The following is a 19,018-nucleotide window of genomic DNA, read 5'->3' on the forward strand; positions in this document are numbered from 1 at the left end:
GTCACCCTCGGCAATAGCAAGCGGCCGTATCGGTGCCGACGCCAAGCTCCGACAAGCACACGAGCTCCCGTGATCGACGGCGACCCGCCGCCCGGTCTCGGTCGCCGATTCGTGTTCGCGAACGTGCTGGTCAGGATTCGCGATCGTGCGACCTGGATACCGCTGACGCCGTTTCTGGCCGGCAGCGTCTGCGGGCGGGCCCTCAGGATCTGCCCGGCGTTCGGTTCGCGACCTGCCGATGGCCGATCAGGCGTTCTCCCAGAGGCCGATCAGGTTGCCCTCTGTGTCGTGGAAGTAGGCGCTGAATCCCATCGTGCCCACCGGGGACCGGCCGATGGCCACCTTGCCGCCCAGCTTCTCGATCTTGGCCAGGCTGTCGTCGATGCTCTCGACCCCGACGGTGATGACGGGCGCGGTGATCGGGCCCTGCCGGGCCAGCATGCCGCCGTTGATGCCGGTCTCGGTGGGCCGGCCCTGCTCGTCGCTGGGTGTCGTGGTGACAAGCGTGTATTGGTAGTTGGCCATCGCGTTGAGCTGCCAGCCGAACGCCTCGGCGTAGAACGTCGTGGCACGCTCACCGTCCTCGAACGGCACCTCGAAGTGAATCACTTTGTCCATGTCGCTACCTCCTCACCTGCGACCTTATGGCTCCGGCCGGGGTGGCAGAAGGGTCGAAGGTATGGGTTCGGCAGCGACCTTCGGAGGGGCTGGTGGGGGCGCCGCAGCGAGATGCCGCGACGCCCCACCCGCATCTCAGCGTCGATAGACGCCGAACTCCCACAGCGAATATCCGTAGCCCGTGGCGCGCGCGACGCCGTTCATGCGGACGTATCGGCCCGAACCCGAGACACTCACCTCGTCGAAGCCGCCGTCACCGGCGCTCGTCGAATGGATCGTCGTCCAGTTGGAGCCGTCGTTCGAGGTCTGGATCTGATAGCCGGTCGCATAAGCCGCCTCCCAGGCCAGCCGCACGTGGTTGAACGACTGCACCGAGCCCAGATCGACCTGCAGCCACGCCGACCCGGTCCATTCGCTGGCCCAGCGTGTGCCGTAATCACCGTCGGTGGCGTACGAGGGAAGCTGTGGCCCGTTGGTGCCGGTCGGCTGATAGGAGGACGCCGTCGTCGTCCGGCCGCGCGTGAGGTTCGTGCCGGTCTCGGGCGGCGCGACCACCCTGATCGACTTCTGCTCGATCCCCACGTTGCCGTGCCCGTCGAAGGCGTACACATAGACCTTCCACACCCCGAGCCGCTCGGGCGCCTTGGCCGTGAACGTCCCGTTCCCGTTGTCGGTGAAGGTCACGTTCGTCAGCCCGGTGCCGCCACCCGCGTACTTGTCGGAGTACATCAGGTTGTAACGGATCAGATCGCCCTGCGGGTCCGACGCCGTCACCCCCACCGTCAGAGAACCCCCAGCGGGTACGGCGGTCTGGTTCGAGACGCTCATCGCGGTGATCTCCGGCGGCGTGTTCACCGGCGCCTGCCCGGTCCAGGCACGGCTCAACGAGTAGTAGCCGTGCCGGCGCCACCCGCCCGTGAACGTGTTGAGCCACACCCCGCCGAAGTCGTTCTCGAGCCCGTAATGGAACTCGGTCGCCCCGAGCGCCACCCGCGGGTTCGCGTTGATCGCGTTCCAGCTGCTCGCGTACTGGTCCCGTTTCTGCAGGTCGGTCGGTTCGGTCGGCACCCCGTTCACGTCGTTGGGCACCTCCCACTCGCCCGCCGGCCCGGCCTCGGTGATGACGTACGGCTTCGTGTAGCCGCCGGCCACCCAGTCGGGATAGATGTTGCCGATCGCGCCGTACGAGTTGACCGCGAGCAGATCGAGGTCGGGCGCGTGCTGCTTGTAATAGGGCCAGGCCCCGGTGTACGCATCGGTCGACGTCACCGGGTGGTTCGGGTCGGCGGCGTGGATCGCCTGCGCGACCTGGTTCACGAACTTCGCGTAACCGACGCGCCGTGCCTCGACCTCGGCCGCGGAGAGCCCGTGGTCCTGCATCGTCAGGATGACCTCGTTGCCGACGTCCCACATCAGCACGCCCGGGTGGTTCTTCAACGTGTTGACCCGGGTGACGATCTCGGCCTTGACCGAGTTCATGTACGCGGTGTCGTTGACGTAGTCGGCTCCCTGGTTGAGCCAGTGCCCGACGATCACCTTGATGCCCTGACGCGCGGCCCGGTCGAGCAGCGTCGGCGTGTTGGCGTCGTCGACCCCCCACGTACGGATCGTGTTGACGCCCATGTTGCGCAGGTCCCGCATGTATCCGTCGGCGGCCGCCTGCGGGGGTCCGTAGGTCAGCCCTTTGACCTGGTAGGGCGCGCCGTTGACCTGGAGCTGCCAGTTGCCCTGGCTGCCGGTGACCCGCGCGACGGTCGGCCCGGAAGGCACGGCCGGGTCGGTCATGGCGGGCGGCACAGTGCCGGTCGCCGTGCGGGCCACGCTCACCGAGTCGACGCTGAGCACCCCGCCCGACGTCGTGTCGGCGACCGGAGTCGTCCGGCCGGCGAGCGCGTTCGGCAGCGAGCCGCCGATCGCCAGGTCGAGCCGCAGGAAGAACCCGTGGTGCACAGCGGCCCGCCAGGCGGTCACGCCGACCTGCGACTGCCGTACGACCCAGGTCTGCCGGCCGTCGAGGTAGAAGCGGATCTCCTCGTCGGTCTTGGTGCGGTCGATGATCTGTGTGTACTCGTGGTAGCCGGTCTGGCAGCCGGCGCAGGTCGCGAAGCCGGAGGAGCGGCCGTTGTACTCCGCGCAAGGTCCGTCCGGGGCGGTGCCGCAGTGCAGCGTCTGGGCGAGCTGACTGCGCCCGTTGACGTTCGTCATGATGTCGGTCTCGCCGATGCCCGGCCAGTTGTTGTAGTTGCCCCGGTACGCCGCTCCGGTCGCCCGGAAACCCGGCCAATAGCCGAGAGCGTTCGCCACGTCGGGCTGTTTGAGCACGGCCGTGAACTTGGTCTGCTGCCCCGGCAACGGCTCGAAGTCGGTCCGCTGCGTCTCGAGCCGGCCCGACGTCCAGTTCCCGCCGCCGTCGCGGATCGCCCTGATCGACAGCCGCCCGGCCCCGTCGAGCGAGACGTTCGCGGTGCTCGCGGTGGCGGTCTCGACCTCGCCGGTGCCCCAGTTGGCCGCACCTCCGGGATAGGAGGTGCCGGTGCGCAGCAACCAGTTCGCCGACGACGGCGAGGTGCCGGCCGCGCCGTCGAACGTGTCCTGCCAGACGGTCGTGAAGTTGCCCGGCGGATCGGTCGGCGGTGGGGTGGTCGGCGGTGGGGTGGTCGGCCCGGTCGTGCCGTAGACCTTGAACTCCCACAGCGAGTAGCCGTAGCCGCCGTTACGCGCGGTGCCGTAGAGCCGGACGTACCGCCCGCTGCCGTTGACCGTGAGCGTCTCGGTGCCGCCGGTCCCGTTGGTCTTCGAGTGAATGGTCGTCCAGGCGTTGCCGTCGTTCGAGGTCTGGATCTGGTACGCCGTGCCGTAGGCGGCCTCCCACTGCAGGACGACCGAGGTGATCGTCGCGGTGGCGCCGAGATCGACCCGCAGCCACTGCGGGTCGGAGAACTGGCTCGACCACCGGGTGCCCGCGTTGCCGTCGGTCGCGTTGGCGGCGACCGTGTCGAGGGTCTCGTTCGACGACGCGGTGGTGGGTTTGCCTTGGGAGAGAAGGGGATCGGCGGCGTAGGCGTGGTGCGGCGCCGCCAGCGTGAGGAAGGCGGCGGCGAGGCCGAGCACGAGGGGGAGGACGAAGCATCGCCACGGATGGGGCGGGGAGCAAGCCGTGTTCACGGGGTCTCCTGGGGATGTCGGGCGCCGGGGAAAGCGCTCTCCACGAATGGCCGAAGTGTTACGCCGGGCTTTCACGCGTGTCAATACCCGAGGACGGTTCCGGCGCGCCAATGGCTCCTATACCGTGACATCACGGACCGACGCGGGATGTCGGCACGCGATTGTGGGAGAGCGTTCTCCGAGTGGCTCGTGGATGCGGTGACTGTTCCGTTCGAAAAGAATCTCGGGTGGGATGTCGAGAACGGCCGGACGGCTCCGACCAGGAGGCGACACGTAGCAACGACCAGGGGGTTCAAGATGAAGTACATCCTGATGATGTTCGGTGACGGCGGGGAGATGGCGGCGGCGGCCGACCCGGCCTGGGTGCGGGACATGCTGACGTTCATGGACGATTTCAACGCCGAGCTCACCAAGACCGGCGAGCTGGTTCACGCCTACGGGCTGGCGTTTCCGTCGAGCGCCAAGACGGTCAGCTACGAGGACGGGCAGGTCGCGGTCACCGACGGGCCCTATGCGGAGTCCAAGGAGTCGCTGGCCGGGTTCTGGATCTTCGACGTGCCGGGGGAGGAGCGGGCGGTCGAGCTGGCCGGGCGGGTCGCCTTCTGGGCCCGCAAGGTCGAACTGCGCCAGGTTCCGGACGGCCCGCCGGACTACGACGAGGAATGAGGGGATGAGTGAGCCGAAGGCGCTCGACTCGGTGTTGCGGGAGCTGGCGCCGCAGGTGCTGGGGGTGCTTGTCCGACGTTACGGGCAGTTCGACGCGGCTGAGGATGCCGTGCAGGAAGCGCTCCTGGCCGCGGCCGTTCAGTGGCCGCGGGAGGGGACGCCGGCCAATCCGCGGGCCTGGCTGATCTCGGTGGCGACCCGGCGGCTGGTTGACGAGTTCCGCAGTGACAGTGCCCGGCGGCGCCGGGAGGCCGCCGACGTCGACGCCACGGTCAGCGGTGATGTCTCCGACCGGGACGACACCCTTGCCCTGCTGTTTCTCTGCGCGCATCCGTCGTTGTCGCCGCCGTCGCAGCTCGCGCTCACCCTGCGCGCGGTCGGCGGCCTCACCACGGCCGAGATCGCGGCGGCTTTCCTCGTCCCCGAGACGACCATGGCTCAGCGGATCAGCCGGGCCAAGCAGACGATCCGTAAGAGCGGGCACGACTTTCCGCCACCTGCGCCGGGCTCCGAACGGGCCGAGCGCTTGAGGGTCGTACGGCAGGTCCTGTATTTGATCTTCAATGAGGGGTACACGGCGAGTGGTGGGCCGGAGCTGCAGCGGGCCGAGTTGACCGGTGAGGCGATCCGGCTGACGCGGATGCTGCGCGAGCTGGTTCCGGGGGATCACGAGACGGCCGGGCTGCTCGCGTTGATGCTGCTCACCGATGCGCGACGGGCGGCCCGCACCACGGCGAACGGTGAGCTCGTGCCGCTCGACCGGCAGGATCGTGCACTGTGGAGCAAGGAGCGGATCACCGAAGGCGTCGCGCTGGTCTCGGCCACGCTCGGTCGCGGGGCGCTCGGGCCCTACCAGGTGCAGGCCGCGATCGCCGCGCTGCACGACGAGGCCCCGGACGACGCCGGCACCGACTGGCGGCAGATCCTCGCGCTCTACGAGGTGCTCGAGAAGATCTCGCCGGGCCCGATCGTCACGCTCAACCGGGCCGTCGCCGTCGCCCGCACCCAGGGGCCACTCGCCGGGCTGGCCGCGATCGCCGACCTGGCCGGTGACGAGCGGATGACCGGCAACCATCGGCTGGCCGCCGTCCGCGCTCACCTGCTCGATCAGGCCGGCTTCGCCGAGGAGGCCCGCGAGGCCTACCTCGAAGCAGCCCGGCTGACCACCAGCGCCCCCGAGCAGCGCTATCTCACCAGCCGGGCGGTCCTTACGTCCCGCTGACGTGCGGCCCGAGCGGCAAGCCCTTACATTGCCCGAACACTGGCGCACGATCGGCGGCGGCATGATGGTGCGGTGACCGACGCCCCCACCAAGGGGCTTGTTCTCGTGATCGAGGACGAGCGCCCCATCGCCGACCTGGTGCGCCTCTACCTGAGCCGGGACGGCTTCGGTGTGCACGTCGAGCACGACGGCGCCGCCGGTCTCTCCGCCGCGCGCCGGCTGCGGCCCGTCGCGTGCATCGTCGACATCGCGTTGCCTGGCCTTGAGGGCACCGAGATCGTGCGGCGGCTGCGGGCCGACGGTGACTGGACGCCGGTCATCCTGCTCACCGCGCGTGACGACGAGGTCGACCGCATTCTCGGGCTCGAGCTGGGCGCCGACGACTATGTGACCAAGCCGTTCAGCCCTCGCGAGCTGGTCACCCGGGTCCGCGCCCTGCTGAGACGCGCCGCCGGCCCGCCCGACGGCGAGCGAGTGAAGACCCTCGGTCCCGTACGGCTTGACCCCGCGCGCCGGGAGGCCACCGTCGACGGCCGTCCGCTGTCGCTCACCCCGACCGAGTTCGACCTGCTCGGACACCTCGTGGCCCGCCCCGGACGGGTCTTCACGCGGGAGGAGCTGCTGGCCGGCGTCTGGGGGTACGCGTCCGCGGCCGGAACCCGTACGGTCGATGTGCACGTCGCCCAGGTGCGCGCCAAGCTGGGCGGGGCCGCTTCGCTGATCCGCACCGTCCGGGGCATCGGGTACACCGCCGATGCGTAGCCTGACCAGCCGCGTCGTGCTCGTCACGGTCGCCACCGCCGTCATCTCGGTGTTCATCACCGCGCTGGTGGCCGTACCCGTCGCGGTCCGCTCGGTCAACACGCAGTTGCGGGCCGAGCTGCTTGAGAAGAGCGCGCTCGCCGTCGAGCTGCTCGCCACCGAACGGCAGGCCGCCCGCGAACGCATCGTCACGTCGCTGCGCCGCGACGGCATCGAGGTCTATCTGATCCGCCGTGGCGCAGTCGACCAGCCGGGACTGCCCGAGCGGGTGGTGCGGCAGGTCGCCCGGGGAGCGCTCGTCGACACCCGCGGCCCGGTCGCCGGCACGCCGTCGTTCATCGCGGGCCGTCCACTGTCCGGCGTGAACAGTGGGGTCGTGCTGACCCGCGCCGTCGCTTCGAACACGGCCGGACGGGTCCTCGGCACGGTGTGGATCGCCCTGCTCGCCGGTCTGCTCGGCGGCATCCTGGCCGGGGCTCTGCTGGCCCGGTTCATCGCCCGGCCGATCCGGCTGGCCGCGGCCGCCGCGACCCGGCTGTCGGCGGGGGACCGGTCGGTGCGCATCGCCCGTGGCGGTCCGGCCGAGGCCGCCGAGCTGGCCGACGCGGTCAACCAGTTGGCCAGCGCGTTGCAGGTCAGCGAGGGCCGGGAGCGGGAGTTCCTGCTGTCCGTCTCCCATGAGCTGCGTACGCCCCTGGCCACGCTGCGCGGCTATGCCGAGGCGATCGCCGACGGTGTGGTCGGGCCGGGCGAGACCGAGAAGGCCGGCGCGACCATGCTGGCCGAGGCCGAACGGCTGGACCGGCTCATCTCCGACCTGCTCGTCCTCTCCCGGCTCGAGGCCGCCGACCTGCCGCTCGACGTCGTCCCGGTCGACCTGGTCGAGCTGGTCGCGGCGGCCGGCGAGGCGTGGGCGAGCCGCGGCGGCCTGGCGGTACGGACCGAGCTGCCCGACCATCCCGTGGTGGTGCGGACCGATCCGGGCCGCATCCGGCAGGTGATCGACGGCCTCGGCGAGAACGCGTTGCGGGTCGTGCCCGCGGGACAGCCGTTGATCCTGGCTGTGCGCGAACCGGGCGTGATCGAGGTGCGCGACGGCGGCCCCGGTTTCACCGACGAAGACCTGGCGGTGGCCTTCGACCGGGGCGCGCTCAACCGCCGGTACAAGGGCGTCCGCAAGGTCGGCAGCGGCCTCGGCCTGGCCCTCGCCGCCCGGCTGGTGACCCGCCTAGGCGGCCGCATCACCGCAGGTCACGCCCCAGAGGGCGGTGCCATGTTCACCATCGAGCTGCCCGAGCGCCCCGATCGGTGAAAGCTCACTGCAGGAACGCCCCGAGTGGTGAGAGCAGCAACTTGTTGAGCCCCGCCGCCGTACGGTCGAGACCCGCCCGCTCTTGGTCGGTGGCCCGCATGTCATGGCGTACGCCCCAAAGCTTCTGGGCATTGCGCCACGCCACGTTCCGGGTGTATTCGACCGCTTCGCCCTGCCACCAGTCGTCCAGGCGCCCGTTCATCGTGTCGATCAGCAGCTGCCACTTCTCGAGGTAACCGCGGCGCAGCCCCGGGATCGCCTCGGCGAAGATCTCGTTGATCTCGAGATAGTCGTGGTGCTGATCGCTGTCGTCTATCGGGTCGGTGCCGAGGTGGTCGAACGTCGTGACCAGCGCGAACGGGAGGTCGTAGTTGATGTGCGCGTTGACCCCGGCGCAGGCCGACGGCAGCGGACGGCAGTCGGGCCCCGGAATGCGCTGGAACAGGGCGGCCCACACCTCGGGACAGCGAGGGCTCGCCCCGGCGCCGGCCCAGGCCCGCAGCGCGTCGAAGTAACGCCCCGCGAACTCGACGTCGAGCCGGGACAGGAACGCCGGATCTTTGAACCGGCCGGCGTAGAGCCGCTCGAGCACACCCTCGGTGATGGTGAGATAGAGCTTGTTGAAGTCGCACAGCGGGTTCTCGCCCAGCAGCGGCGGCACCTGGCCAAGGATCTGCTGGAGCGCCTTGAGCTGGTCGACCACGGCGGGGACGTCGTCGGGGTGGTCCCGCAGGAGATCGGTCATCTCCCGTTGCGCAGGTCCCCAGACCGACTGGTTCATCGGCTTTCCTCCATGGAGCTCGGTGGAGGGCCCCCTAGCACCGCCCGGAAGCGGTGGCTTCCGGGCGGTGCTCCCCCGTACGCAGAGACTTCCAAAAGCAGACCTACGTACGGATCGGTAGAACTACTTATCAGCGGCTACGTAGATAACGAAAAGGTCACGCCGCGGTCAGGTAAACCCGGCTCGCCTGTACGCGGGTGCGGACCTGGAGCTTGTCGAAGATGTGCCCGACGTGCACGCCGACCGTGCGCTCGCTGATGAACAAGAGCTCACCGATCTCGCGGTTGGTCAGCCCCTCGGCCAGCGCGGCCAGCACCTCACGCTCCCTGGTCGTGAGCAGGCCGAGCTCGTCCGGTCGAGCAGAAGGAGAAGCCATCGGCACGGTGTCCACGTCGTCGGCGAGCGGCACCTTGTAGCGCTGGGCAACCGCGACGATCTCGGCGGCGAACGGCCGGGCGCCCATCGCGGTCGCCGTCGCGTACGCCTCCCGAAGAGCCTCGATCGCCACCGCCTTCCGGACGCGGCGCTGCAGCGCGGCCTCGGCCTGCCGCAGCCGCGAATAGGCCGCCGGGTAGGGCTGCCGGCGCTTGTCCCAGGTGGTGGCCGCCTTCGCCCAGGGCGCGGGGTCTTGCCGGTCTTCGATGCGGCTGATCTCGGCCGCGCACAGGTCGAGATAGCCGCCGATGACCGCGCGCACCGGCGCGGCCGCGTTCCCGACCCCGGCCGCCATGCGTTCGACGGCGACCTTGAGCCGGCGCAGCGCTCCCGGATCGACCGGCTGCCCGGCCGCGTGGGCCTCGGCCTCGGCGCGCAGCCCGTGCCAGGCCAGGATGCCGATCAGCATGAGGTCGTCGGAGCGGGTCTCGGTGAGGCCGCGCTGCACCGCCGCCCGCGCCTCGGCGTGCCGGCCCTGCCACATCGCCAGGCCCGCGCGCAGGGTGAGCATCGGCAGCACGTGCTTGGCGCCGCCGCCGGCCAGCAGGGTCGCGACCGCGTCGAGGTCGCGGTGGGCCGCGTCGAGGTCGCCGAAACCGACCCACAGCCGGCAGCGGGCCAGCAGCAGCTCGACCGCGTCGGCGCCGGACGGGCGGTGCCGCATCGCGTCGGCCAGCACGGCGTCGGCCTCGGCCCACTGTCCGACCCGGAACAGGCCGTTGGCGGCGATGGCGAGAAGACGGGTGCGGTAGGTGCGGCCGGCCCCGAGCGAGGCCAGCCGCTCCGCACCACGGCGGGCGACCAGCACTCCCTCCTCGATGTTGTTGAGCGGGCCGGTCAGCAGCTCGGCCAGGTGCAGATAGGCGACGCCCAGCTCGTCGGGCCGGCCGCTGCGCTCGGCGATCTCGACCGCGTGCCGGATGACGGCCAGCCCGGCATCGGGATCTTCCCGGAACGCGGCGCTGAAACCGAGAGCGGCGCTGGCCCGTACGAGATCCGCGGTGGAGCCGTTGACCTCGGCCATCTCGAGCGCGTCGTGGGCGCGGGCGTTCGCGTCGGCGTAACGACCCAGGTGAAGCAGCAGTTCGGCCAGGAACGCGGCGGCCGAGGCGCGCTGACGCGGGGTGCAGTCGGCCGCCTCGAGGGCGCGCTCGTACTCGGCCTCGGCGGTGGCCGTGCGCCCGGCCGCGGCCAGGTAACGAGCGCGGCGCAGATGCAGCTCGCACTGGCCGGGCGCGTCGGCGCGGCGGGACAGCTCGTCGAGCCGGGTCAGGGCGAGCTGGTGCTCGCCGCAGTGGTGGGCCGACTCGGCCGCGTGGGCCAGCAGCTCGGTGCGTTCGGGCACGTCGTCGGTGGTCAGTTCGAGCGCGGTCGACCAGTGCCGGTGGGCCTCGGTGAAGCCGTAGAGCTCCTCGGCGCAGCGGGCCGCGGCGACCACCGACGGCAGCGCGCGCACCGGTTCGCCGGCGCGCTGCCAGTGGTGGGCCAGGCGAGCGTGGTCGGGTGCGCCGCCGGCCGACTCGAGCGCCTCGCCGAACCGGCGGTGCAGGGCCGCGGCCTCGGCCGGGAGCACCTCGCCGGCCAGGATCTCGGCGACCAGCCGGTGCCGCAGGCGGTAGCCGTCGTCGGCGCTGGCCACGAACCGGTGCGCGACCGCGGCCCGGATCGCCTCGATCAGCTCGGGCTCGGGCAGCGGCACGACCTTGGCCAGCACCGCGTGACCGACCGGCTCGACCCCGGCGGCGATCGCGTTGACCACCGAGTGGGCGTTGGCGGGCAGCTCGTCGACCCGGGCCAGGAAGATCTCGCGCAGCGTGTCGGACAGCTCGACCCGGCCGTCGCGCAGGTCGCGGGCCAGCTCCTCGGCCACGAACGGGTTGCCGCCGCTGCGCTTGTGGACCCGGTCGGCGTCCTCGGGTTCGATGCGGCCGCCGGTGATCGCGGTGACCAGCTCGACGGTCTGGTCGCGGTCGAGCGGGGCCAGGTCGACGACCCGAACGGAACGGAGGCGGCGCAGCTCGGCCAGCACCTTGCGCAGCGGGTGAGCGCCCTGCAGGGCCTCGGCGCGCACGGCGGCCAGCACAGCGATGCGCACGTCGCCCAGGCCGGCCAGCAGATAGAGAAGGAGTTGACGGGTGCTGCGGTCGGCCCACTGCAGATCGTCGAGCACGAGCAGCAGGCGGCGATCGCCGGCCACCTCGCGCAGATCCTGCGAAACCCGGTCGAGGAGCGCGCCCGCGTCACCGGCCGGCTGCACACTGTGGTCCAACTGGCGCAGGGCCTGCAGAACGGGATGCAACGGCGAGGCGTCACCGATGTCGAGACAGGTGCCGGACAGCACGGCGAAACCCGCGTCGCGCATCGCCGAGGCGGTCTCGCGCAGCAGGCGGCTCTTGCCCACCCCGCTCTCCCCGGTGACGAACACCGCGGACGTTCCACCCGGGCCCGCGTTGTGCAGGTCGGACTGGACCTGGGTCAACGTGTCGGCGCGTCCGACAAGTGGGCCCTCGTCCTCGTCGCTGGCCATGAAGGTCACCCTAGTGCCCATCGACCTCTCCCGTTGTCGGCGGTTCGGTCTGTTCTCCGTCACATGAGTGACGGGCCTGTGTGTGTCGGAGATACGTCGTTCTGCAGATCCGTTATTGGACTGCGGCTGGCACCGTTCTCCCGGAGCACGACAGTGACCTGGGGGAGCGTGAAGACATGACCGCAATCGCTATGGCGGAGCAGGAGCGGCGTCAGACCGTCACCGTCCTCTTCATCGACATCGTGGGCTTCACCTCCCTGGTCGACGACCTGGACTGCGCGGTGATCCGCGCCCTGCAGCGCGACTACTTCGGCATCGTGTCCGACGTGGTGCGCACGGGCGGCGGAGTGGTGGAGAAATACGTCGGGGACGCGGTGATGGCGGTGTTCGGCACCGGCCCGTCCGGCTTCGGCGCACAGGCGGCCGCCTCGGCGGTGCGGGTGGGCCTGTCGGTTCAGGAGGCGTTGAGGGGGCAACTTCTGGCCGGCAGGTTCGCCGTCCGCACCCGGGTCGGGCTCGCGACCGGCGACGTGATCGTCGACGTTCCCGCGACCCGCGACTTCGGGCACGGGATGATCAGCGGGAGCGTGGTCAACACCGCGGCGCGTCTGCAGGCGTACGCGCCTCATGACACCGTCGTGGTCTGTTCCCGCACCCGCGAGGCCACCGACGAACTCATCGCCTATCAAGAGCTTCCGCCCGTACGAGTCTCGGGCAAGCCGCGTCCGCTGGACCTCTACCGCGCGTTGCAGCCGCAGACCGTACCCGCGGAAGATTTCCGCTGGGCGATGGCGGCCTAGTGTCGTACCTCACGAACCGTATCTTTTGCCCGTATCATCCGGTTCAGAGGTAGGCCCTCCCGGCTCGGTTGACGAGAAGTGTCGGAGGCGCCCGGTAGGCTCGCCGCGACCTGACCACCACCTGGGCCGATCGGGAGTGCCACGCAGTGACCGCGGAGATCCTGTACGGGGCCGATGACCTCACGCACCTGGAGGGGCTGGACGCCGTCCGGAAACGCCCGGGCATGTATATCGGCTCGACCGACAGCCGAGGCGTCAACCACCTCGCCAACGAGATCATCGACAACGCCACCGACGAGGGAGTCGGAGGCCATGCCGCCAAGGTGGCGGTGATTCTGCACAGCGACGGTTCCGTGCAGATCGACGATGACGGCCGGGGCATCCCGACCGACATCAACGCCAAGTCCGGCATGAACGGTGTCGAGCTGGTGCTCACCCGTCTGCACGCCGGCGGCAAGTTCGGCGGCTCCGGCTACAAGACCTCCGGCGGCCTGCACGGCGTCGGCGCGTCCGCCGTGAACGCGCTGGCGCTGCGCTTCGACGTCACCGTCAAGCGCGACGGCAAGGTCCACGAGCTCTCGTTCCAGCGCGGCGTGCCCGGCTCCTTCGACGGCCCCGGCCCGCAGGACCGGTTCCACCCCGAGTCCGGCCTGCGCATCGTCCGCCGCATGAAGCGCGGCGAGTCCACCGGCACGTCCATCCGCTACTGGTACGACGCCCGCTACTTCGAGACCGGCGCCAAGCTCGACGTCGACGCCGTCCGCGCCAAGCTCCGCAACACGGCGTTCCTCGTCCCCGGCGTGATGTACACGCTGCGTGACGAGACCGCCGAAGAGACCACGAACGAGACCTTCCACTTCCCGCACGGTCTCAGCGACATGGTCGAGTTCCTCACCCACGCGGGTGACAAGCCCGTCTCCGGCATCCTGCTGATCAACGGCGAGGGCACCTACAAGGAGAACGCGGCCGACGCCAACGGCGTGATGCAGTCCAACGTCGAGCGCCGCGCCGAGGTCGAGATCGCCTTCCGCTGGGGCACCGGCTACGAGCGCACGATCGAGTCGTTCACCAACACGATCCGCAACGTGCACGGCGGCACCCACCGCAAGGGCTTCGAACGCGCCCTCGTACGCGCGCTCACCGAGGCCATCCGCAACACGCGCGGCCTGCTCAAGCCCAAGGAAGACCCGCCCGTCCTCGACGACCTGCTCGAGGGCATGACCGCCGTTATCCACGTGCGCGTCCCCGAGCCCCAGTTCACGTCGCAGACCAAGGACGAGCTCTCCACCGCCGGCATCACCCGGGTCATGCAGGGCCTGGTCGAGGCCCACATCAAGGCCTGGATCGACGACCGCAAGACCAAGGCCGAAGCCCGCACGGTGCTGCAGAAGGTCGTCGACGCCGCCCGCGTCCGCCTGACCCAGAAGCAGCAGAAGGACGCGGCCCGCCGCAAGACCGCCCTCGAGGGCGCGTCGATGCCGCCCAAGCTGGTCGACTGCCGCGCCACCGGCATTGCCCGCTCCGAGATCTACATCGTCGAGGGTGACAGCGCGCTCGGCACCGCGCGAATGGCACGAAGCTCCGAATACCAGGCTCTTCTCCCCATCCGCGGCAAGATCCTCAACGTGCAGAAGGCATCGCTGCAGCAGGTGCTCGACAACGCCGAGTGCTCGGCGATCGTGCAGGTGCTCGGGGCCGGCTCGGGGCGCACCTTCGAGCTCGGCTCGATGCGCTACGGCCGCGTCATGATCATGGCGGACGCCGACGTTGACGGCTCCCACATCCGCACGCTGCTGATCACCCTGTTCGCGAAGTACATGCGCCCGGTCATCGAGCAGGGCCGTCTCTTCGCCGCCATGCCCCCGCTGCACAAGGTCGTCACCAAGGGCCGCAACTCCGAGACGATCTTCACCTACACCCAGCAGGAGATGGAGTCGACCGTCGCCCGGCTCGAGCGCGGCGGCAAGACGGTGAACAAGCCGGTCAGCCGGTTCAAGGGCCTCGGCGAGATGGACGCCGACGAGCTCTGGGACACGACCATGAACCCGGCCACCCGCACGGTCCGGCGCATCACGATCGACGACGCCGAGCGCGCCGAGGCCACCCTCGAGCTGCTGATGGGCGAGCGCGTCGAGCCCCGGAAGAACTGGCTGATCGAGGCGGCGGGCCGCATCGACCAAGAGACGATCGACGCCTGAGAGGCTTTGATGGCACGCCGTAAGAACACCGACAACCGCGTCGACCTCTCCGCCTTCGATCAGGCCGGCGCCCGCGTCATCGACAACCCGCTGACGACCGAGGTCGAAGACTCCTACCTGGAGTACGCCTATTCGGTCATCCACTCGCGCGCCCTGCCCGACGCGCGCGACGGCCTCAAACCCGTCCACCGCCGCATCCTGTGGTCGATGTCCGAGCAGGGCCACCGCCCCGACCGGGCCTACGTGAAGTCGGCCCGGGTCGTCGGCGACGTGATGGGCAAGTACCATCCGCACGGCGACGTGGCGATCTACGACGCCCTCGTCCGCCTGGCCCAGGATTTCTCGCTCAACGCCCCGCTCATCGACGGGCACGGCAACTTCGGATCTCCAGACGACGGCCCGGCTGCCGCAAGGTACTGCGTCACCGCGGACACTAGGATTCGGCTCGCGGACGGCTCCTCGCCTCGCATTTCGGATCTCGTTCCGCTCGGCCGCGACACCGAGGCGGACGTCGATATCGAGGTTCTCGACAAAGACGGTAAGGCCGTCCGGGTCGATAAAGTGTTCAACTCGGGAATCCACCCGACGGTGCGGATCGTGACCAAATCGGGATTCTCGCTGCGCGGCACGCAGAATCACCCGGTCCTGTGTCTCGAAGCGCCCCTAGGTGTACCGATCTTCCAGTGGAAGCAGCTCGACGAGATCAAACCCGGGACGGTCGTATGTGTCGCCCGGCATGCCTGGACGCAGGTGATCCCGACTGCCCGGGAATACATGCTCGGTGTTCTGGCCGGTGCCTGGGCCTCGGAGGGCTGGGCGAACAGCACCCGGGCTGGCTTCAACAACACGGACGAGCACTTCTTCAATGAGGTTCTGTTCGCCTACGACCATCTCATCGGTGGTCGCCGTTACGTCGCGGAGCGGCAGACCAAGGTCGATCGCAAACTGATCCGCGAAATCGACATCCAGGAATACGGCGGCGGCATGGACGCGTTCCGCATGTCTCCCCTGGCTGAATTTATCGGGCATCAGGCACGCGACAAGGTCGTTCCGGAATTTGTCTGGAAGGCCGGTCTCGGCGTCAAACGCGCCTTCCTCATGGCAGTGTTCGAGGGGGACGGCGGCTGTCGTGATGCTGGAGACGGCTTTACCGTCCAGTACTCGAGCTACAGCGCTTCTCTCGTCCGGGATCTTCAAGAGCTGCTGGCCGAGTTCGGCGTTGTGGCGGTACACCGGTCATATTTCCGTCCCAGCGGTGCGGAAGAGCACCGGCTGGTCATCTCGGGTCTGCGCAATGTCCGGGCGTTCGCCGAGCGGGTCGGCTTTCTGCAGAGCAAGCAACGCCGTCTGACGGAGTTGCTCCGCCGTTCGCCACTGCGGGCTCATCGACTGAGCAAGGATCACGTTCCCTTCGTCGCTGACTACGTCCGTTCCGCTCTTGATTTCGACCGGCGGGGCAGCGGCCGGACCTGGCTCACTCAGCATAATTTCGACCGGGTGGAGCGGTGGGAGACGGAGCGTCTCCGGATCATCGACCGGATCAAGGATCCTGAAGTTCTCGCGACGATCATGCCGATCATGGACTCCGGTTACCGGTTCGAGAAGGTCACCGCTGTCGAGGAGTGCGAGCCGGCCGAGGTCTACTCCGTACGTGCCCTCTCCGAGGATCACTCCTTCCTCGCGGGCGGGTTCATCAATCACAACACCGAGGCGCGAATGTCTCGGGAGTCGATGCTGCTGGTCGGGGAGCTGGGCGAGGGCACGGTCGACTTCAAGCCGACCTACGACGGGTCCGATGTGGAGCCCCGGGTGCTGCCCGCGGCGTTCCCGAACCTGCTGGTCAACGGCACCTCGGGCATCGCGGTCGGCATGGCGACCAACATGATTCCGCACAACCTCGGTGAGGTCGTGGCGGCGGCGCGGCACCTGATCACCAATCCCGAGGCTGACCTCGACGCGCTGATGCGCTTCGTGCCCGGCCCCGACCTGCCGACCGGCGGGCAACTGCTCGGGCTCGACGAAGTACGGCGCGCTTATGAGACCGGGCGTGGTGTCGTACGCATGCGGGCCCGGGCTCAGACCGGGCTGCTCGAGGGTGGCCGTGGGCGCCAAGCGATCACGGTGACCGAGCTTCCCTACGGGGTCGGCACCGAGAAGATCATCGAGGCGATCACCGACGAGGTGAAGGGCAAGCTCATCGTCTCGGGCCCGAAGCGCGGTCAGCGTCAGCCGGCCCGGCTCGTGGGCATCGCCGACGTCAAAGACCTCACCGACCGTGAGCACGGCACGCGGCTGGTCATCGAGTGCAAGGTCGGCGTGAATCCGCAGGCCCTGCTGGCCGACCTCTACCGGCTGACCCCGCTCGAGTCGTCGTTCGGCATCAACAACCTGGTGCTGCTCGACGGCCAGCCCCAGACGCTGGGTCTCAAGGCGCTGCTCGAGGTCTTCGTCCAGCACCGCTACGAGGTCGTCACCCGGCGCACCGAGTTCCGCCGCACCAGGCGTCAGGACCGCCTGCACCTGGTCGACGGTCTGCTGATCGCGCTGATCGACATCGACCGGGTGGTCGCGATCATCCGGGGCAGCGACGACGCGGCCGCGGCCAAGGCATCGCTGATGGAGGAGTTCGGCCTCAGCGACATCCAGGCGACCTACATCCTCGACACGCCGCTGCGGCGCCTCACGCGGTTCGACCGCATCGAGCTCGAGACCGAGCAGGAACGCCTGAACGCCGAGATCGCCGAGCTCTCCCGCATTCTCGACAACGAAGATGTGCTCAAGCAGGTCGTCTCTGACGAGCTGGCTGCGGTGGCGAGCGAGTTCAGCGCGCCCCGGCGCACGACGCTGATCGACGGTGACCTCAAGGAGGTGCTGGCCGCGTCGGCGCCGGCCGGACCGCTCGAGGTCGCCGACGACCCGTGCCAGGTGATCCTGTCGGCCACCGGGCTGATCGCGCGCACCGCGGCCGAGAGCGAGGAGGCCACCGAGGCCCGTCGCCGCTCGGGCCGGGTGAAGCACGACGCCGTCCGGGCCGTGATCCACTCGACCGCGCGCGGGCGCATCCTGCTGGTCACCAACCAGGGGCGGGCGTTCAAGACCGACGTGTTGCCGTTGCCGGTGCTGCCTGAACAGTCCGGCACGGTGTCGGTGCGGGGCGGCATGTCGGCGTCCGAGCTGATCCCGCTCGAGAAGGGGGAGCGGGTCGTCGGCCTGGCCCCGCTGGCCGCGGGCGACTCGCCCGGCATCGCGATGGGCACCCGGCACGGCGTGGTCAAGGTGTGCGCCCCCGAGTGGCCGGTGCGTTCCGACGAGTTCGAGGTGATCACGCTCAAGGACGGCGACGAGGTTCTGCAGGCCACCTGGCTGACCGACGGCTCCGAGTCGTTCGCGTTCGTCACGTCCGACGCGTCGATGCTGCGTTTCCCGGCCAAGAACGTGCGGCCGCAGGGCCTCAAGGGCGGTGGCATGGCGGGCATCAACCTGTCGGCCGACGCCGAGGTGATCTCGTTCAACGTGGTGATCACGGCCGACAACGACCACGGCGAACCGATGGTGGTGACATCGACGGGCACCCAGGTCAAGGTCACGCCGTTCGCGTCGTACCCGGCGAAGGGCCGGGCCACCGGCGGCGTACGGGTGCAGCGGTTCCTCAAGGGCGAGACGCGCCTGACGGTGGCCTGGGTGGGTCCGCGCCCGGTCGGTGCCAGCGCCACCGGCGACCCGATCGACCTGCCCGACGTCGACGAACGCCGCGACGGCTCGGGCGAGGCCGTGCTGATGGGCCCGCAGATCGTCGGCCACCTGATCGAACGGGGCTGAGGACCGGCTTCACTCGTCGAGGCCCGGCGCGATGCTGGTCGTCGTGTCCGGGCCGGGGTGGAGGTCTGGGCCGAGGTCGAGCAGCCGTACCGCGAGCAGGGCACGTCGCACGATGCGCTTCACGTGGTAGGGGTTGGGCAATCCGGTCGGTTCGATGGTGAACAGCTCGTCACCGCGCACGGTCCAAGCGCGGATGTCCTTGCGCTGGAAAGCTTGCAGCAACTCCGGTTGGTGAGCTCGGGGCGAGTCGCCGACGATGTCGCCGGACGGGCTCAGCGCCATTGACGGTTGCGTGTGCGGTAGTCGTACCACGACGAATGTGCCCGAGCCGGTCTGTTTTCGGACGGACCCGGCGAGGGCGTCGCTCTCCCAGCCGACCAGCCCGAAAGTGACGGACAAGCCGTCGATCTCGCGGGTCCAAGCGCGCTTGACCTTGACGTGCCGGGGGGACTGCCACGGCCACTCGCGCTCGGTCGCTTCGACCGGGGTCCACTCGGCGACGGTGGCCCATTGCTCCAGTTGAGCAAGCATGCCGTGGCGCATGAGGGAGGAGACGCCGGCCACGACGGTGACCAGAACGACGTAGGCGACGGCCTTCTGCCAGGAGTCGATGACGCCGATCAGCGGGAACGGGAGCAGGAGCAGCACAAGCCACCACTTCGGACTCATCCGCATGGGATCAGCGTAGTGATGACTGTCTACTTCAGGAATCC

11 protein-coding genes and 1 pseudogene are annotated in these 19,018 nt (G+C 69.5%); 7 read left to right on the plus strand and 5 right to left on the minus strand.

What is annotated here, in order from left to right:
• Positions 1-246: 246 nt before the first annotated feature.
• Positions 247-618: a VOC family protein gene (locus EER30_RS31515; RefSeq protein ID WP_127504291.1), complete on the minus strand. Its 372-nt coding sequence runs from the start codon at positions 616-618 to the stop codon at positions 247-249.
• A 135-nt stretch (positions 619-753) separates the two neighbouring features.
• Positions 754-3,783, minus strand: a complete 3,030-nt coding sequence (locus EER30_RS31520; protein WP_127504292.1) for a discoidin domain-containing protein — start codon at positions 3,781-3,783, stop codon at positions 754-756.
• 297 nt (positions 3,784-4,080) lie between these two features.
• Here EER30_RS31520 and EER30_RS31525 point away from each other — a divergent pair, with 297 nt between their 5' ends.
• The 4 genes from EER30_RS31525 (at position 4,081) to EER30_RS31540 (ending at position 7,745) form a co-directional block, all read left to right on the plus strand.
• Positions 4,081-4,449, plus strand: a complete 369-nt coding sequence (locus EER30_RS31525) for a YciI family protein (RefSeq protein ID WP_127504293.1) — start codon at positions 4,081-4,083, stop codon at positions 4,447-4,449.
• A 4-nt stretch (positions 4,450-4,453) separates the two neighbouring features.
• Complete coding sequence (locus EER30_RS31530; RefSeq protein WP_127504294.1) at positions 4,454-5,671, plus strand: RNA polymerase sigma factor; 1,218 nt, start codon at positions 4,454-4,456, stop codon at positions 5,669-5,671.
• A gap of 72 nt (positions 5,672-5,743) precedes the next feature.
• Complete coding sequence (locus tag EER30_RS31535; protein ID WP_127504295.1) at positions 5,744-6,433, plus strand: response regulator transcription factor; 690 nt, start codon at positions 5,744-5,746, stop codon at positions 6,431-6,433.
• Complete coding sequence (locus EER30_RS31540; protein ID WP_127504296.1) at positions 6,426-7,745, plus strand: sensor histidine kinase; 1,320 nt, start codon at positions 6,426-6,428, stop codon at positions 7,743-7,745. The genes EER30_RS31535 and EER30_RS31540 overlap by 8 nt, the downstream gene beginning before the upstream one ends.
• A gap of 4 nt (positions 7,746-7,749) precedes the next feature.
• On the opposite strand, the gene EER30_RS31545 is transcribed toward EER30_RS31540, so the two are convergent.
• Together EER30_RS31545 and EER30_RS31550 are read right to left on the minus strand one after the other, a co-directional pair.
• Positions 7,750-8,526: a DUF5995 family protein gene (locus EER30_RS31545; protein WP_127504297.1), complete on the minus strand. Its 777-nt coding sequence runs from the start codon at positions 8,524-8,526 to the stop codon at positions 7,750-7,752.
• A 157-nt stretch (positions 8,527-8,683) separates the two neighbouring features.
• Entirely contained in the window at positions 8,684-11,488 is a 2,805-nt protein-coding gene (locus tag EER30_RS31550) for an AAA family ATPase (RefSeq protein ID WP_127504298.1), read from the minus strand.
• Between the two features lie 176 nt (positions 11,489-11,664).
• Here EER30_RS31550 and EER30_RS31555 point away from each other — a divergent pair, with 176 nt between their 5' ends.
• The 3 genes and pseudogenes from EER30_RS31555 to EER30_RS31565 all read left to right on the plus strand — a co-directional run.
• Positions 11,665-12,288 (plus strand): adenylate/guanylate cyclase domain-containing protein, encoded by a 624-nt coding sequence (locus tag EER30_RS31555; protein ID WP_164842542.1) that lies wholly within the window; start codon positions 11,665-11,667, stop codon positions 12,286-12,288.
• A 146-nt stretch (positions 12,289-12,434) separates the two neighbouring features.
• Positions 12,435-14,486 (plus strand): DNA gyrase/topoisomerase IV subunit B, encoded by a 2,052-nt coding sequence (locus EER30_RS31560; RefSeq protein ID WP_127504299.1) that lies wholly within the window; start codon positions 12,435-12,437, stop codon positions 14,484-14,486.
• A 105-nt stretch (positions 14,487-14,591) separates the two neighbouring features.
• Positions 14,592-18,305 (plus strand): annotated as a pseudogene (locus EER30_RS31565) (DNA gyrase subunit A); the annotation flags it as partial.
• Positions 18,306-18,314: 9 nt separating this feature from the next.
• Here the strand turns inward: EER30_RS31565 and EER30_RS31570 are convergent.
• Positions 18,315-18,980: a hypothetical protein gene (locus EER30_RS31570; RefSeq protein ID WP_127504301.1), complete on the minus strand. Its 666-nt coding sequence runs from the start codon at positions 18,978-18,980 to the stop codon at positions 18,315-18,317.
• Positions 18,981-19,018 lie beyond the last annotated feature (38 nt).

The organism is Actinoplanes solisilvae (genome assembly GCF_003999975.1).
Lineage (GTDB): Bacteria > Actinomycetota > Actinomycetes > Mycobacteriales > Micromonosporaceae > Actinoplanes > Actinoplanes solisilvae.

Bases quoted from the DNA above. Each gene is read 5' to 3' on its own strand.
- EER30_RS31515 (WP_127504291.1), bottom strand. From the start codon at position 618: ATGGACAAAGTGATTCACTTCGAGGTGCCGTTCGAGGACGGTGAGCGT.
- EER30_RS31525 (WP_127504293.1), top strand. From the start codon at position 4,081: ATGAAGTACATCCTGATGATGTTCGGTGACGGCGGGGAGATGGCGGCG.
- EER30_RS31530 (WP_127504294.1), top strand. From the start codon at position 4,454: ATGAGTGAGCCGAAGGCGCTCGACTCGGTGTTGCGGGAGCTGGCGCCG.
- EER30_RS31540 (WP_127504296.1), top strand. From the start codon at position 6,426: ATGCGTAGCCTGACCAGCCGCGTCGTGCTCGTCACGGTCGCCACCGCC.
- EER30_RS31545 (WP_127504297.1), bottom strand. From the start codon at position 8,526: ATGAACCAGTCGGTCTGGGGACCTGCGCAACGGGAGATGACCGATCTC.
- EER30_RS31550 (WP_127504298.1), bottom strand. From the start codon at position 11,488: ATGGCCAGCGACGAGGACGAGGGCCCACTTGTCGGACGCGCCGACACG.
- EER30_RS31555 (WP_164842542.1), top strand. From the start codon at position 11,665: ATGACCGCAATCGCTATGGCGGAGCAGGAGCGGCGTCAGACCGTCACC.
- EER30_RS31570 (WP_127504301.1), bottom strand. From the start codon at position 18,980: ATGCGGATGAGTCCGAAGTGGTGGCTTGTGCTGCTCCTGCTCCCGTTC.